Genomic DNA, 16,122 nt, shown 5'->3' with positions numbered 1-16,122 from the left:
ACTGTAGCGTCGTCAGTCCTGCAACCGTCATACGGAGTGAGAATGGGTCAGGTAAAGCTTTATATTGAAAAAGAAATGAGCTGGTTGTGCTTTAACGAACGTGTTTTGCAGGAAGCGGCAGACAAAAGTAATCCGCTGATTGAACGTATGCGTTTCTTAGGTATTTACTCAAATAACCTCGACGAATTTTACAAGGTCCGGTTTGCCGACCTGAAACGACGCATCCTGATTGGCGAAGAGCAAGGCTCCGCCAGCACACCGCGCCACCTGTTGAAGAAGATTCAGCAGCGCGTACTGAAATCGGATCAGGAATTTGATGCGCTCTACAACGACCTGTTGCTGGAAATGGCGCGCAATCAAATCTTTCTGATTAACGAACGTCAGCTTTCACCTAATCAGCAAAGCTGGCTGCGTCACTACTTTAAGCATGAACTGCGTCAGCACATCACGCCGATCCTGATTACCCATGAAACCGACCTGACGGAGTTTCTGAAAGACGATTACACCTATCTGGCGGTCGAGATCATTCGCGGCAGCGATATTCAGTACGCGTTGCTGGAAATCCCGTCAGACAAGGTCCCGCGTTTTATTAACCTGCCTGCGGAGCCGCCGCGCCGCCGCAAGCCGATGATCCTGTTAGATAATATCCTGCGCTACTGCCTGGATGATATTTTCAAAGGTTTCTACGATTACGACACGCTGAACGCCTATTCAATGAAAATGACGCGCGATGCGGAGTACGATCTGGTCACCGAAATGGAGTCCAGCCTGCTGGAACTGATGTCCTCCAGCCTGAAACAGCGTCTGACGGCAGAACCTGTGCGTTTTGTCTATCAGCGCGATATGCCGGATTCTATGGTGGCGCTGCTGTGCGACAAGCTGTCGATTTCCAACTACGACTCCGTGCTGGCAGGCGGACGCTATCACAACTTCAAAGACTTTATCGGGTTTCCTAACGTCGGGAAAAACAACCTGATTAACCGTCCGATGCCGCAGATTCGCCACATAGGTTTTGATGGCTTCCGCAACGGTTTTGACGCCATTCGTAATCGCGACGTCCTGCTTTATTATCCGTATCACACGTTCGAGCATGTGCTGGAACTGCTACGCCAGGCATCATTCGACCCCAGCGTGCTGGCGATTAAAATTAATATTTACCGCGTCGCCAAGCATTCCCGCATCATGGATGCGATGATTCACGCCGCCTATAACGGTAAAAAAGTGACGGTGGTCGTCGAACTTCAGGCGCGTTTCGATGAAGAAGCCAATATTTACTGGGCTAAGCGCCTGACAGAAGCCGGTGTTCACGTTATTTTCTCGGCACCTGGCCTGAAAATTCACGCCAAACTGTTCCTGATTTCCCGTCGTGAAGGCGAAGAAATCGTGCGCTATGCCCACATCGGCACCGGTAACTTTAATGAGAAAACCGCGCGTCTGTACACGGACTACTCGCTGCTGACCGCCGATGCGCGGATCACCAATGAAGTGCGCCGGGTCTTTAACTTTATCGAAAACCCGTACCGCCCGGTGACGTTTGATCACCTGATGGTTTCTCCGCAAAACTCACGTCGGATGCTGTATGATTTGATCGATAACGAGATTGCGAATGCCCAACAAAAGCGCCCCAGTGGCATAACTCTTAAAATTAACAACCTGGTGGACAAAGGGCTGGTAGACAGGCTTTATACGGCCTCCAGCGTTGGCGTAAATGTTAATTTACTGGTTCGTGGGATGTGCTCATTGATTCCGGACTTGCCTGGGATCAGTGAAAATATTCGTGTGATCAGTATCGTTGATCGCTTCCTGGAACATGACCGCGTTTATATCTTTGAAAACGGTGGGGACAAGAAAGTGTTTCTCTCCTCGGCTGACTGGATGACGCGTAACATTGATTACCGTATCGAAGTGGCCGTGGCTATCCTGGATCCACAAATAAAGCAGCGCATTCTGGACATCATTGCCATTCAGCTCAGCGACACGGTTAAAGCGCGCGTCGTGGATAAAGAGCTGAGTAACCAATACGTTCAGCGCGGCAATCGTCGTAAGGTGCGGTCGCAAATGGCGATTTACGAATACATTAAGAAGCTGGAACAACCTGAATAACGCCTATGCCAATATCCCAAAAAAGTACGCCGAAACCTCAAGAGTTTGCGGCCATCGATCTCGGTTCAAACAGTTTCCACATGGTCATTGCCCGTGTGGTGGATGGGGCTTTGCAGGTATTGGGGCGACTGAAGCAGCGCGTGCATCTTGCTGATGGCCTGGATGCCAAAAATTACCTGAGCGAAGACGCCATGGAGCGCGGTCTGAACTGCCTGGCACTGTTTGCCGAACGCCTGCAGGGCTTTAATGCCAGCAACGTGACGATTGTCGGCACACATACGCTGCGTCAGGCGGTTAACGCTGAGACGTTTTTACAGCGCGCGGCAGAGGTCATTCCTTATCCAATAGAGGTGATTTCCGGTCACGAAGAAGCGCGCCTGATCTTTATGGGCGTCGAACATACGCAACCGGAAAAAGGACGCAAGCTGGTGATTGATATCGGTGGCGGCTCGACAGAGCTCGTCATCGGTGAAGATTTTGAGCCTCAGTTGGTCGAAAGCCGCCGCATGGGCTGCGTCAGCTTTGCCCAGCTTTACTTCCCTGGCGGCGAAATCAGCGTTGAAAACTTCCGTCGCGCCCGGCTGGCCGCCACGCAGAAGCTGGAAACCCTGGCGTGGCAATATCGTCTGCACGGCTGGCAATATGCCCTTGGTGCTTCCGGCACCATCAAAGCGGCCTGCGAAGTGCTGCTGGCGATGGGCGAGAAAGAGAAGCTGATTACGCCAGAGCGACTGACAAAGCTTTATGATGAAGTGATCAAGCATAAATCGTTCGCTGCGCTGAGTCTGCCAGGCCTGTCTGAAGAGCGCAAAAGCGTATTTGTTCCGGGGCTGGCGATTCTTTGCGGCGTGTTTGATGCGCTGGCGATTCGTGAACTGACCCTGAGCGATGGCGCGCTGCGTGAAGGCGTACTTTATGAGATGGAAGGCCGTTTCCGCCATCGGGATATTCGCAGCCGCACCGCTCAGAGCCTGGCGAATCACTATGCCATCGACAGCGACCAGGCGCGTCGAGTGCTGGAAACCACCGAGCAGCTCTATCTGCAATGGCGCGACCAGAATCCCAAACTCGCGAATCCTCAGCTGGCGGCGCTGTTGAAATGGGCGGCGATGCTGCACGAAGTCGGCTTGACGATCAACCACAGCGGCATGCAACGCCACTCAGCCTATATTTTGCAGAACACCAACCTGCCGGGTTTTAACCAGGATCAGCAGATGCTGCTGGCAGCACTGGTCAGATTCCACCGCAAAGCCGTCAAAGTGGATGAACTGCCTCGCGTCACGCTGTTTAAGAAAAAGCAGTTTCTGCCGCTGATATTCCTGCTGCGCCTTGGCACCTTACTGAACAACCAGCGTCAGGCGACTACACGTCCTGACGCGTTAACGCTGACCTGTGATGAGGGCCACTGGACGCTTACCTTCCCGGCGGGCTATTTCAGTCAAAATAACCTGGTCCAGCTCGATCTGGAGCGTGAGCAAAACTACTGGAATGAGGTCACCGGCTGGAAGCTGATTCTGGCAGAAGCCTGATTGTGCGGGCATTTGCTGCCCGCATTACCGAACGGATAATCATGACATTGCGAACCGATAACTATTTTGCAGAAACCTATGGCTTAACCCCTGTGCACTCGGAGGTGGCCGAGGCGCTGCCTAAACTGACACCTGGAAAAGCGCTTGATCTGGGGTGCGGAAGTGGACGTAATACGCTGTTCCTTAACCAACATGGTTTTGACGTGACGGCCTGGGATCACAATCCCGCCAGTCTGGAACGGCTCAATCAGATCATCGCCGCCGAAGGGCTGACCGGCATTCATACGGCGCTGCAGGATTTAAATCAGGTGCGTTTTAACGGGGCCTGGCAGGTGGTCATCTCGACGGTGGTCATGATGTTTTTGCAACCGGCCACCATTCCCCAGCTCATCGCGGATATGCAAGCCTGTACCGTGAAAAACGGCTTCAACCTGATTGTGGCCGCGATGAATACCGAGGATGCGCCCTGTCCGTCTGACTTCCCTTTCGCGTTTAAATCCGGTGAGTTAAGCCATTACTACCGCAACTGGCACATTGTGAAATACAACGAAAACTGGGGACAGCTACATCGCAAAGATGAAAACGGCAACCGGATTAACTGCCGTTTTGCGACCCTGCTGGCCCAGAAAGCCAGCTATTGACCCGTTGTATTTTTTTTAAACAGCGGTTGATTTACCCGGGCGACTGTGACTAAATATTGCTGTCGCCCGGTCCGGGTTATTACAGGAATTTCTTTGCGTGAACAGCGCCCTTTCTCCCCGAAGACGTAAAAAAAGCGTCAGTATGACGCGGGTTGTTTTACTCATCAGTTTTATCATTCTGTTTAGCCGTCTCGTTTTTATCCTGCCTGCGGCCTTCGAGCATCATCAGCAAAAGCAAACTGAATCCGCGCCTGTTATCCCGACGCTTTCCAGCAGTCGTTAATCCCTTACAGGCTTTTCGCTGACACATCCGCGCGCATTCCCGCCTGCGGGACGATTTTTTGCCTCCCTTTTTCACTCAAAACGCTACACTTCGTGCAGGTGCTTTCAGACTAAAGGGATGCAATGTGTCTGCCTCACACACTCAACGTTTAAATGAAATTCGTCATCGTATTCTGACGCTGCTGCTCAATGAGCAGGGTCTCAGCGAGACACTACGGAATAAAGCCGGTCATCTCTCGCCTGAGCAGCAACGTGAAAATGTGATACATCGGGAAATTCTGCAACAAGACATCGACCAGCTCCATGCGGCTGACCTGGCCGACATCCTTGAAGCGTTGCCTGAAGAAGCCCGCCTGGCGCTCTGGAGCCTGGTACCGCCGGAAAAACGCGGCCATGTGCTGGTTGAAGCGTCAGAAACCGTCTGGGACAGCCTGACCGACGAGATGAGCGACCGCGATATTCTCCAGGCTATCGCGCCGCTGGATATTGACGACCAGGCCTGGCTGGTGCGCTATCTGCCGCGCGGCCTCACCGGGCGCTTACTGACCTCCCTGGAGCCCAAACTACGGGCGCGTATTCTGAGCGTGATGAAGTTTGACCGCGATCGCGTGGGTCGGGTGATGGACTTCAATATCCTCACTGTACGCGAGGACGTCACGCTGGCGACCGTGCAACGGTTTTTGCGCAAAGGCAAAAGCATGCCCGACGGCACGGACAAAATCTTCATTACCAATGAACAGAATCAGCTGCTCGGCGAACTGCTGTTAACGGATATCCTGCTGAACAAACCCAAAACCCTGGTGAGCGAGGTGATGAATCCCCATCCCACCACCTTTCAGCTGGACGATAAAGCCGAAGACGCCGCCAGTGCCTTTGAACGCTATAACCTGATTTCCGCAGCGGTGACGGACGCCCAAGGCAAGCTCATTGGCCGTATCACGATTGAAGATGTGGTCGACCTGGTAAACAAAGAAAATGAAAGCAACATCCGCAAAATGGGCGGGATCAGCCAGGAAGAGGATGTCTTTGCTCCGGTCCGTAAGTCGGTACGAAATCGCTGGGCCTGGCTGGCCATCAACCTCTGCACAGCCTTTATCGCTTCCCGCGTGATTGGGCTGTTTGAGGGCACTATCTCACAGATTGTCGCGCTTGCGACTTTAATGCCGATTATCGCCGGCATCGGCGGCAATACCGGTAACCAGACCATTACCATGATTGTCCGCGCCCTGGCGCTGCATCAGGTTGAACCGGGCAACTTCTCGTTTCTGTTTAAGCGAGAAATTGGCGTCGCCCTGATTAACGGCCTGTTCTGGGGCGGGATTATGGGTGCCATCACCTGGCTCATGTACAGCAATATGGCACTGGGCGGCGTGATGATGCTGGCGATGGTGTTGAATCTTTTGCTGGCGGCCATCATGGGCGTGATGGTGCCGCTGGTAATGACCAAAATGAAACGCGATCCCGCCGTGGGCTCCAGCGTTCTGATTACGGCCATTACCGATACCGGTGGCTTTTTTATTTTCCTGGGCCTGGCGACGCTTTTCCTGTTGCCGCACTAGGGCTTAGTTTTTTGGTAACCGTAGCGCTGCACGGAACCCAACACGTTAAGCCGACGGGTTACCTGCGCCAGTTCGCAGGTGACCGCGGGTAGCTGGTAGTGATTGCGCTGCCCCAGCCACTCCAGCACGTCGGCTAAATGCCAGATAGCAGTTTTGCCATCATGCACCGGCAGTGGAAACTGTTTGCTGTGCGTCAGCATCAGTTTGCGCATATTTTGACGCGACACGCCAATAAGGTCAGCCACATCGGTTAAGCCGACAAAGTCCGGTGCCGCTTCGATCATGACCGCGCCAGGAATGGCAACCTGAACATCCCGGATCGCACTGTCGACCGCATCGCTGGCCGACATCGCCGGGCGGGTAAACTCCAGCGCCAGCTTGCCAGCGGTTCCCGCGCCCACCAGCGCATCATCGCACCCTGCCTCGGCCAGTTTTTCCAGTATTGTATCAATGGGTGCCGACGTTTCAGGCAGTTCAAACCGCAAGGTGAAACAGTATTCCGTCATGTTAATGCCCTCGCTTGCGTTTTTTTATCTCACTACAGTTATCTACGACGCGCCGCAATGCTTTTGCATGGTTCGTCGCGCTTTTTGGTGTGTGCCAGATACAGGTCAGACAAAATTCCCCACACCGGCATGTCTCAAGATTTGAGGGGCAATACAGCTTTCCCCATGCATGATGACCGGAGGCAATAACCCGCCATCCGTAAGATTCTGCGTAACGTAATGCTGCCTCAATCTCTTTATTCGGGTGCCGCTTTCTGTCCACCATGGCGCGTAGCATTCCTTATATTTTTTCGGTTGTCAACTGACAACCTTGCGGTATTTTTGTGATGTGTGGACAGGACGCGAGCAGTCGGACGGCAGGTAAAACGGGTTGTGTCTAAAATGGAAAAGGCCGCGCAAAAAATGCGAGGCTGCTATGCCAGACATAACCATCAGAAAACAACGGAGGAAATATGTTTAACCCTGATGACCTGGTTCAGTCGAAAACGGGCGGTCCTAAAATGGTCGTGCTGCGTGCCGAAGGCGACACGCTTTGGTGCGCGCGCGTAGATGATGCCAGTAAAAAGGAAATTGAAATTAAAGCAGACAGCGTGAACCTTTATCACGAAGATGGCGATTTCGGCGTCTGCTGACCGTTTCTGCCGGGACGCGCTAACCTGTGGGCCGTTAGCGCGTCAGGGCAGACGAGGGCAGGACGTCAATGCGCCCGACGCCTCACCCTGGCCGGCAATCAGGGATGATCATGTTGCAGGTTGTTATGCCCTACACCGCCGATAAAAGGCAGGCGCAGCTGAAACGGCGCAAATCCGACGCCAGCACTCAGTCCTAACAGATTAAACTCAACGCCCTCTTGCACGCCGATCGTTACGCCCGCCACGCCAAGCAGGGACAGTTGAACCCCGCGCCCTGAAGGCGGTAAGCCAACCGGACGCCATAATGGCCGATAGTCTTTCCCCAGAGCGTTAGCAGGCAGATTCAGTTTCAGCGCGGGCACATTGCGCCCAATGTGCGCCATAAAAGTATTACTGTTCGGTCCGGGCCAGGCATGATAGGTCGTGGGCCAGGGATAGGTTTTGATGGCGGCTTCAATCTGCGGAATCAGGTTCTGCGCTTCAGGGCCACGGTGCTCCACCAGCAAACGCGGTTTTGCACCGTACCAGTAACCATCTGGCAAAGAGGCATTGCGCCTTACCTTATCGCCACTGCCCCAACTGATGACTTCATAACGCGTATAGCGGGTTTCACCTGCGCGTTTAAAAATAATCCACGGATGCACCGCAACGGCACCCTTCCAGCCATAGGTCGGCGCGGCATAAACCTGAATGATGGCCTGACTGGCGTTAACATGCGGATCGGGAGCGAGCCCTGCCGAATCCCGCCGGGCAGTCGCCCAGCCACCCTGATTCAGGGCATCAGCGCCGCGCGTCGCCTGCGCCAGACTGGCCGCGAGCGACAGCACAATGACGGTAAGAAAGCAGAGACAAAAAATTTTCAGGGTCAGCATGAGGGTTCCCGGGGATCAGAGACAGGCTGTTATAGTGCAATAAAGCACCGGCTTTGACTTCACTTCGCCTGCGGCGGCATGACACGTTAGCTGCCCCTGGCACGGTAATGTGAATACAGTTGCCCAAAGAAGGCTGCGGTGCGTAGCATCATGAGCATCGCCCCCAGCGGCAGGCTATACAGACTGAACCAGCCTGAAACGCCCATCCTGTAAAGGAGCTGGCCGGTATCGTATCCCAGAATAAAGCAGGGATACGCGCGGCTCTCATTCAGCGGACAACCGGCCACACTGGCAACCTGCCCTGCCGTAAGCGCGATGATCAGCGGCGAGCATCCCATTAACGCATAAATCAGCATTTCTGCGCTGAAACGCATGGCAAGGTGACGCAAAGGTTTTTGCACGGTTTTCCTCCCCCGGTTACGCCAGTGCGCTAAGGGGACTAACCGCTAGCCTGATCCGCAATGCGCTGCAACCAGTCCCGGTAGCGCGGTTGTGCTTCTGGCAAAAGCAGTTTACCGAGCGCGTCAGCCTCCCCCTCGACACCGAACATTTTCCATATCAGCAGCGCAAGCGCGGCTGTTGCACTGCCCTGATTTAACTCGGCTCGATCAAGACGTACCAATAATGGATAGCCTGTTCGCGAACGTAGCGGCTTCAACATGAGTGTAGCGCGCAAAAAAAAGCAGGTGTTAAATTATCACCCACCGTTTTAAGCCACTAATAAAAATAGTTATTTTTTATTCCGCCCTCGCTATTTGGCGTGTTCATCCCACCGTGAGATAGTAAAAATTTAGATAGCTCACTATTTAGTTGTTTACAAGATGATAATTCACTGGCATTGTAGCCAAACTAAATAGCACACTACTTAATAGCAAACACAAGGAAACCCCAATGAAAGTGAAACTCACCGCAGGTGCTTTACTGTTAGCCAGCCAGATGACATCAGCATGGGCCAGTCCGGTCGAAAACGCACCGGAGCCCACCGTTGGCGTGGCGGCATTTCTTCACGCGCTTAACAGTAGCGGCGGAAAACCGATTGAAACCTTATCCCCTAAAGAAGCCCGCGCGGTGCTTACAGGGGCGCAGAAAGGCGCCACGCTGCCGCCTGCACAGATTTCTGAAAAGACCATTACGGCACTGGGTAAACCGCTGACGCTGACAATAGTCAAACCAGCCCATGCCGCTGGCGTACTGCCTGTGTTTATGTTTTTCCACGGCGGTGGCTGGGTGCTGGGTGATTTTCCGACACATGAACGTCTGGTACGCGATCTCGTGAATGAATCCGGTGCTGCAGCCGTGTTTGTAAACTACACGCCTTCGCCGGAAGCGCACTATCCGGTCGCCATTACCCAGGCTTACGAGGCAACAAAATGGGTAGCCGAACACGGCGCTGAAATTGGGGTGGACGGTAAGCGCCTGGCTCTGGTGGGGAACAGCGTAGGCGGAAATATGGTTGCCGCCGTTGCGCTGCAGGCTAAGCAGAATAAAACCCCGGCTATTCGCTACGACGTAATGCTGTGGCCTGTCACCGATGCAAACTTTGACGATGCTTCTTATAAGCAGTTTGCCAATGGCTACTTCCTGACCCGTAACATGATGAAGTGGTTCTGGGACAACTACACCACCTCAGAAAAAGATCGGAATAGTATTCTGGCCTCGCCGCTGCGCGCAACCAAAGAAGAGCTGGCAGGTTTACCACCGACGCTGATTCAGACCGCCGAACTGGATGTCCTGCGCGACGAAGGGGAAGCGTTTGGCCGTAAACTGGACGCGGCCGGCGTGCCGGTAACCGTTACCCGCTACAACGGCATGATCCACGACTTTGGTTTGCTGAATGCCCTGAGTAAAGAGCCAACGGTGCGCACAGCGATAAGCCAGGCGTCCGTGGAGCTGAAGGAACATCTTAAGTAAGCATTGCCCGACCGGGGAGGTGCGTCTTCTTCTCTCCGGCAGAAATACTGTTAATAAAATCAGCCGGATAAGGCCGGCTGATTTTTTTGCCTTATATGTCGACCTGGTGCCCCGCGTTACCCTTTTTCGCATCAGCAGAGGCTGTGCCTTATGGGTTTCGACAGGGTCTCGCAAGACAGCCGAAGGACGGAGAATAAAAAAGCCCGCAATCATGCGGGCTTCGTGCTTGATATAACCGACTGTCGGGCTATACCGGAAGCGGGATTATTCCCACTCGATTATTTTTAGCCTCATAAAAGCAATATTTATCAGTAGCTTATATAACCATGAATCAACAATACCATTGTTGATACCATACTTCAAGTTAACGACCTAGAGACGCTTCCTATGGCCGTCCAACAACGACTCGCCACGGCTAAGGCAAGAGTTGTAAATATGGCCCGACCTTGGGGACAAACCCGCCGTTCGCTATCATATGTGGAGCGGCAGGTTTGGGTTAAAGCCGACGTTGGAGTTTTGCCACAACCGCCCCCGGAATGAGCAGCCCTGACCGTTAGCGGAGTAGCAGGTTTTGATCTATGAGTGCGGGTAAGCTGTCACTCACCGAGCTTAGGGCGAAACATCACATCTGGAGCCGATGGCGGTCTGGCGAATTTGGAGTTCAGGGCAGCCCGGTTTCATTCGGTTGAGATCATTTATCCATATCGACAATTTGTACCTGCAATCCTTGATCAGCACCCGTCACCCTCGCCAGTTATCGGCACGCTTTTTGAAGTCGATCTTCTTCCACTCCGCTTTCCAGAGCGTGAGATATTTCACGTCACTGGACGAGGGTTCGGGGTCGCATTTCTCAACATACACCACACACGGCATGATGACCGCGTCTCCGATCAGAAGCGCCTCCCCTTGCTCCAGCGCGGGCATTCCCTCGGTCAAATTGCCAAGCGTATCCGGCAGTAGTCGGCGGACATAGCTTTGATCATCAGGATTAGTAAGACGCATCGCTAGGAAGTTGGAGCATTGCGAAAAAATAGTTTCTGAAATTTCAGACGGTCGCTGGCTCGAAATCATTAAGCTGATACCGTATTTTCGGCCTTCTTTGGCTATGCGTTCGATAGCAGCCAGTGAAGCCTTATAGCGGGAAAGACCGCTCTTCGGCGCATATTTGTGCGCTTCCTCATAGACCATCAGGAATGGCTGTTCGGTTTTGCTTTCAACGCGCCGAGCATAATAGCAAAAATCGAACATTAGACGTGAGATGAGCGAAACGGTGATGCTGAGTAGTTCAAAAGGGATGCCGCTAAGGTCAATGATGGTGACATTCGACTCCCCCCCCGCGTTGTAGCCAGTGAACTGTTGAAGAACATCCTCCAAAGAAGCCTTCTTAGCCCTTTCACCGAAAATAAACCCTAGGCGCGTATTCGAGATTTTTGATCTGACCCGTCGTTCGAACTTGTCGATTGACCCATCGGAATATGGCCCTTTATTAATCTCACTACGTTTTGTAGTCGCGAATTCGCGCAATTCCATACAATAATGCTCGATCTGGGCATCAACGTCAGTAAAATCGATTTCCGTATTGTCCTTGAACTTGATCAGCAAAGAATTGTCAGCGTTCTTTGTCTCTCTGGTGAGATTTCTGAACGCATTCGCGACATGATTGATCTCGTAGGGAAGTGGACTGTCAAAATTGACTTTATCTACATCAGGATTACTGATCTTTTTTGCGATAGTAACAATCTGCCGCAGCAATGCTTCCTGATTATAATTGTTGTTGTCACCTGACTCCAGAAACATGTCCTCCATCTCGTCTTCGTTTAGCAACCAATATGGCAGGACGAGATCATCGACGGTAATAACATTTGCTTTCGGAAACGCTGCGGCATATTCGGAATGAAGATCAAATATCAGGATATGGGAGTTGTTGAGGCCTTGGTATTCACCTGTTTTGGCTGATATAGCCCTTTGCAGAACCGACGACACACTCGACGATTTGCCTGATCCCGAAGCACCGACAACAGCAATATGTTTGTTGAAAAACCGGTCGCCATGAACAGGTACAACGATATCGCGTTGCCTGGTCAATGAAGAAAAGCAGAAGCGGTCTTCAGCCGCATAGCAGTCTGCATAGATGGATGCGATTTCCGCTTTCGTCGCCGGGACGACCTTCTTTGGCGGAATGGCGAGTTCGTCACCGCCGCGATTGAACTTTCCGTCTTTAAGGGTCCCGAGAGGATACGCATCAATCATATAGACGCGCTTGTAGTCACTACTGCCGTCGCCTTTCACCTCTTTCATCTCGATTGAAAAGCTTTCGATGATGCAGATGAGAGAAACGTTGTCATTGTCCGACACCTTAAGAAAGGACCCAACACGAAGAGACTCTCCTGCCGCCTGGAAGTTCAAAAGATCATCGACGGCCACTCGGACTTTGTTGGGGTAAACGGCGACCACCTCAGCATTGGCGATTTGTTCAGTCATTGTTCGTCCTCAGATAATATTCGTGATTGTTGAGATGCTACTTATGGGGATCGAATACATCCGACTCTTTGGACCCGGCAGCGTCATGGTTGCAGGGCGTTCAAGGAAGAAATCGTATATATGGCATAACTTCCGTCCCACCCCATTGAGGACCTCCAACAACTGGCCAACGTCGTCAACAAAACGAATTTCGATCTGGTGCTCTTGGGTTTGCTGGCTGTGAACGTGATCGATCCGGAATGGCGATCCGCGATATGGGAAACCATCTACGAAAACAGTTCCAGTATCGAAAAGCATGTTCTTCACTTGCATGATGAGTTTTTCATCCGCGTCGCGTAACAGGATGAATGGCGCGTAGCGCTCGGAATTCTGGATGCGGCGATTCTTAGCCGAACTCCAGTTCTTGGCGATTGCTCTGAGTTGGTCGCAAACAACCGAACCGTCGGTTGCCGCACTGCATTCTATGATGAAAGCACGGACGATTCCTGCGCCGTTCGTGGGCGAGAAGTACAGGCGTTTCATATGCTTCGCGTACTCACTTGCATCCTTCTCCCGGAGAAGCCAACGATTATGGATAGTTTGAGTACCTTTGAGCAGTTCCTGCAGATCACGACGGGTGACCTTACGGTCGTTGTGATCTTTTTTCGTGGCGAGTGTGGCGATGTAGTCGAAGGCCATTGGATAGTGAAAACCTTCGGCCTCAAACCCGGAGATGTTTTGGTTTTTCCGTATTGCCTCGATGACGAGATTGCGATGTTCAGAAAATTCTGTCGAGATTTGTATGCTGAAGCTCTTGCAGAACGCCTCAATTAGCCCATCTGACGCGGCCATGCCATCGAGCAAAGACTTCTTTTCGTAGGATTTTGTACCGTCAGCGTCCTTCACTTCCTTTCGGTATTCCATCACTGATTTGAAACGCTCGACGGAAAGCTCACCAATCTTGATCTTAACTTCTGAAAAGTGCCCGTACAGCAGGTATTTTCGTCCTGCCCGCTGTGCTTCTTCGAGCCCATGGAAATGAACAAAGAGCTTATGCAGAGGATCACGCAGTACTGAGTCTGTCAGATTCTGCTCCGCGTAGTATTTGACCTGGCCGTAAATGACGCCTTCATCGGTGTAGCGGTCGAAGTCTTCAATGCCCTCAATCACAACGCTCTCGTCAAGGCCCGCGTTTAGAATTCCGAGTAAAGCTGCATCGAGCTGGTAGAAATAGCCCCTAATTGAAGCTGTTGCTTCGCGTTTTTTGTCGACTTCCAACATCCCACCCCCCAATCAATCCCTTATTGACATTATATGAGAGAGGAAGGAAGAGTGCGAGTGAGCATATTTGCCCCAATAGGACTAGCCTGAATGTCGTGAAGGCCTCAATTGTAGCCGGGAACTTCTAGGGTGGAGAGACGATCAGCGCGGTGGCGCGTCGACCATGTGTAGCCTATTCGCTGTATCATTGACACACCGGGGCGTTGAAAACTTGACGAGAATATTAACGTGACAATTAAGATTCGGATAGTCTCGGATGTCTTTTTTTAATGCGTTGTAAAACCAACGTTTTGTGGATGGATTTTGAAAACACTCCAGTTTCTAACGAAAATTTTTCTCTGATGAAAGGCTTCGCAAAATGGTCGAATTTAGTGACATTTGGGGGGCTGACGTGCTCTCCACTAATTACTTACACCGTTGCTCTGGACGATCGAGGAGCACCTGCAGGTTACACCAGAAGTCCTCATCAGTCCCGAATATCTCAGCAAGAACGCGAGCCTCGTCATCCCTAAGACGACGCATACCGTAGATGATATCTTCAATGCCCTGTCGGCGAATACCCATAGCTTCCGCCAGTTCAAGATGAGTCATACTTAACGGTTTTAAAAATTCCTTTGTCAGCATTTTTCCCCACTGTCACAGGCCCATCGTTCTCTGCTCTTGTATAGTAGGCAAGAATCTCAGAACGCCCCTGCTCATACGTCAGCTCACCTGAAATAATACGTGCCTTGATGGACTCATAGAGCGGCGTACCACTGGGGTCCTTTCCTTCGAGTCTAAGGGAAGCCTCAGCTTTACGAAAGCCCTCAATGCGTAAACGTGAATCGGGAGTCCAAGACATAATTTTTCCTTTGAATTGCAGGTGTAGAGTTTGCCCAGTTGAAGCGCCAGTTCGCGTTTTCCCGTTAACTGACGCGCATGATTCAAGATTTATTATTGCCGGATAAGCTATCTCCGACAAAATCATCATGTTCGCGGTTATCCCGACGAGTAGCTGTTTGTTTACGTATCTGAGTCGCCAACTCTTCTCCAATAGACTGATGAGCACCAGAAGAATTGCTGTTTTGCTTCATTGTCTGGTACTCAGCAGCTCCATTAATCATACTGCTTCCCATATGTCTTGCCATGCGTCCAGCACGCGAGAACGATGCAGCAAAACCCTCGCTTCCACCATTGGAACTACCTTTACCAGATGGTTTGTCTCCCGACGTGTTTACAGAACCAGTATCTTCCCCACCGCCAAATCCGCCACCTGAACCACCACCGGCAGATCCGGATTCTTCGGCCATCGACGTTTGTGCAGATTCGAAAGCGGCTTTTAATGCAGAAACCCCGCCGCTGACTTGAGCTGTAGTGCTCATTGCCATCGTTCCAGCACCACTAATCGCAGTAGTAGCAGCGCCCGTAATCATACCGGCCCCAAACCCACCAATTCCTTGTAAGGATGCCCCCCCTACAACGCCAGATAACAATAACGGTAATTTATTTGTCAATACTAAAAGAATGATTGACGCCAGAAGTAAAACAACAAGACTATTAAGATCAGGCACATCATTTCTAATAATTGAAAGATATTGATCTATAAATGATTGTCCAATCCCAATGATTAATGTCATAGTGAATAATTGAACACCAATCGATAAGACAGTGCGTAGGTAATTTATTGCTATATCAGAGGTCCACTTCGAGCCCCCAAAGCCAAGCAATATAACTCCCGCATAACACAATACCCATGCAGAAACTAAAAGGACTAGCATATTTATCGCTATGAGAGCCATCACTATCAAAACGATTATCGCGACTGTTATCATAATAGTGGATACCATTGGCGACCAAATTGATGCGGCTGAGCTGACCTTCGTCAGTATCACAAACGCCATATCAACTATGCTCGAGGGTGATATACCAGTACCTATTCCCGAAGCGTTTGCAGCAAGTTGTCTCATTGAAATAATTATTGATTGCGATATGGCTGGCCCATTGATTAAAAGATAATAAAAAAAACCAATCACGGCAAAAAAACGAACCATTTCTGCAAGTACCCCAGTCAACCCTTCCCCTTGCATCGCCATTATGCTAAATGTCCAGACCATACTGATTAACACCAGCCCCCAGAAGAGCCAATTCGCATAATCGCCAATTACTGTTGTCCATGTGCTAGCTACTTGTTGAAACTTATCTAACAAAGTATCAAGTAACCCGCTACTATTTAACTGACCAGCATAGGCATTAACAGAAAATAAAATTATTACACCTACAAAAGTTAGCTTGCTTACTATTTTCATAATTACCATTCTCGTTTAGGGCTTGGGTTATTATTACTACGCAATGCACACATATCGTATT

General features: G+C 51.2%; 16 protein-coding genes. 7 read left to right on the top strand and 9 right to left on the bottom strand.

Annotation, left to right across the window (positions count from 1 at the left end; translation table 11 throughout):
• Positions 1–42: 42 nt before the first annotated feature.
• The 5 genes from ppk1 (at position 43) to mgtE (ending at position 6,114) form a co-directional block, all read left to right on the top strand.
• On the top strand, positions 43–2,103 hold the full coding sequence (ppk1, locus tag C1N58_RS03035) for a polyphosphate kinase 1 (RefSeq protein ID WP_006120467.1): 2,061 nt from the start codon (positions 43–45) through the stop codon (positions 2,101–2,103).
• 5 nt (positions 2,104–2,108) lie between these two features.
• Positions 2,109–3,632, top strand: a complete 1,524-nt coding sequence (gene ppx / locus C1N58_RS03030) for an exopolyphosphatase (RefSeq protein ID WP_033740864.1) — start codon at positions 2,109–2,111, stop codon at positions 3,630–3,632.
• Positions 3,633–3,634: 2 nt separating this feature from the next.
• On the top strand, positions 3,635–4,273 hold the full coding sequence (tehB, locus tag C1N58_RS03025; RefSeq protein ID WP_072021705.1) for a tellurite resistance methyltransferase TehB: 639 nt from the start codon (positions 3,635–3,637) through the stop codon (positions 4,271–4,273).
• Positions 4,274–4,370: 97 nt separating this feature from the next.
• Positions 4,371–4,556, top strand: a complete 186-nt coding sequence (locus C1N58_RS03020) for a YfgG family protein (RefSeq protein ID WP_394550413.1) — start codon at positions 4,371–4,373, stop codon at positions 4,554–4,556.
• 124 nt (positions 4,557–4,680) lie between these two features.
• Positions 4,681–6,114, top strand: coding sequence for a magnesium transporter (gene mgtE / locus C1N58_RS03015; protein ID WP_033740865.1), 1,434 nt, complete (start codon positions 4,681–4,683; stop codon positions 6,112–6,114).
• Here the strand turns inward: mgtE and C1N58_RS03010 are convergent.
• Positions 6,111–6,620, bottom strand: coding sequence for a helix-turn-helix transcriptional regulator (locus tag C1N58_RS03010; protein ID WP_039339950.1), 510 nt, complete (start codon positions 6,618–6,620; stop codon positions 6,111–6,113). The genes mgtE and C1N58_RS03010 overlap by 4 nt on opposite strands.
• A gap of 1 nt (position 6,621) precedes the next feature.
• Complete coding sequence (locus tag C1N58_RS03005; protein WP_133745432.1) at positions 6,622–6,885, bottom strand: hypothetical protein; 264 nt, start codon at positions 6,883–6,885, stop codon at positions 6,622–6,624.
• 187 nt (positions 6,886–7,072) lie between these two features.
• Between C1N58_RS03005 and C1N58_RS03000 the strand changes: the two genes are divergently transcribed.
• Positions 7,073–7,252, top strand: a complete 180-nt coding sequence (locus tag C1N58_RS03000; RefSeq protein ID WP_033740871.1) for a hypothetical protein — start codon at positions 7,073–7,075, stop codon at positions 7,250–7,252.
• 98 nt (positions 7,253–7,350) lie between these two features.
• Here the strand turns inward: C1N58_RS03000 and C1N58_RS02995 are convergent, their stop codons facing one another.
• Positions 7,351–8,124: a DUF3750 domain-containing protein gene (locus C1N58_RS02995; RefSeq protein WP_054633337.1), complete on the bottom strand. Its 774-nt coding sequence runs from the start codon at positions 8,122–8,124 to the stop codon at positions 7,351–7,353.
• Between the two features lie 86 nt (positions 8,125–8,210).
• Positions 8,211–8,525 (bottom strand): hypothetical protein, encoded by a 315-nt coding sequence (locus C1N58_RS02990; protein WP_152607481.1) that lies wholly within the window; start codon positions 8,523–8,525, stop codon positions 8,211–8,213.
• A gap of 490 nt (positions 8,526–9,015) precedes the next feature.
• Here C1N58_RS02990 and C1N58_RS02985 point away from each other — a divergent pair, with 490 nt between their 5' ends.
• Positions 9,016–10,035 carry an alpha/beta hydrolase gene (locus C1N58_RS02985; protein ID WP_033740876.1) on the top strand — a complete coding sequence of 340 codons (1,020 nt, stop codon included), beginning with the start codon at positions 9,016–9,018 and terminating at the stop codon, positions 10,033–10,035.
• 741 nt (positions 10,036–10,776) lie between these two features.
• On the opposite strand, the gene herA is transcribed toward C1N58_RS02985, so the two are convergent.
• The 5 genes from herA to trbL form a co-directional block, all read right to left on the bottom strand.
• A complete protein-coding gene (gene herA / locus C1N58_RS02980) occupies positions 10,777–12,516 on the bottom strand; it encodes an anti-phage-associated helicase HerA (RefSeq protein WP_394564564.1) in 1,740 nt (579 codons plus the stop codon).
• 9 nt (positions 12,517–12,525) lie between these two features.
• On the bottom strand, positions 12,526–13,776 hold the full coding sequence (locus tag C1N58_RS02975) for a DUF4297 family anti-phage-associated protein (protein ID WP_039339967.1): 1,251 nt from the start codon (positions 13,774–13,776) through the stop codon (positions 12,526–12,528).
• 405 nt (positions 13,777–14,181) lie between these two features.
• Entirely contained in the window at positions 14,182–14,367 is a 186-nt protein-coding gene (locus tag C1N58_RS02970) for a helix-turn-helix transcriptional regulator (protein WP_394564563.1), read from the bottom strand.
• Positions 14,354–14,617, bottom strand: a complete 264-nt coding sequence (locus C1N58_RS02965; protein WP_235318789.1) for an antitoxin VbhA family protein — start codon at positions 14,615–14,617, stop codon at positions 14,354–14,356. Before C1N58_RS02965 ends, C1N58_RS02970 begins: the two co-directional genes overlap by 14 nt.
• Positions 14,618–14,699: 82 nt before the next feature.
• On the bottom strand, positions 14,700–16,061 hold the full coding sequence (trbL, locus tag C1N58_RS02960; RefSeq protein ID WP_394564562.1) for a P-type conjugative transfer protein TrbL: 1,362 nt from the start codon (positions 16,059–16,061) through the stop codon (positions 14,700–14,702).
• Positions 16,062–16,122: the final 61 nt, after the last annotated feature.

It is taken from the genome of Pantoea sp. SGAir0180 (assembly GCF_043546245.1).
This window is presented reverse-complemented; position numbering and strand designations above follow the sequence as displayed.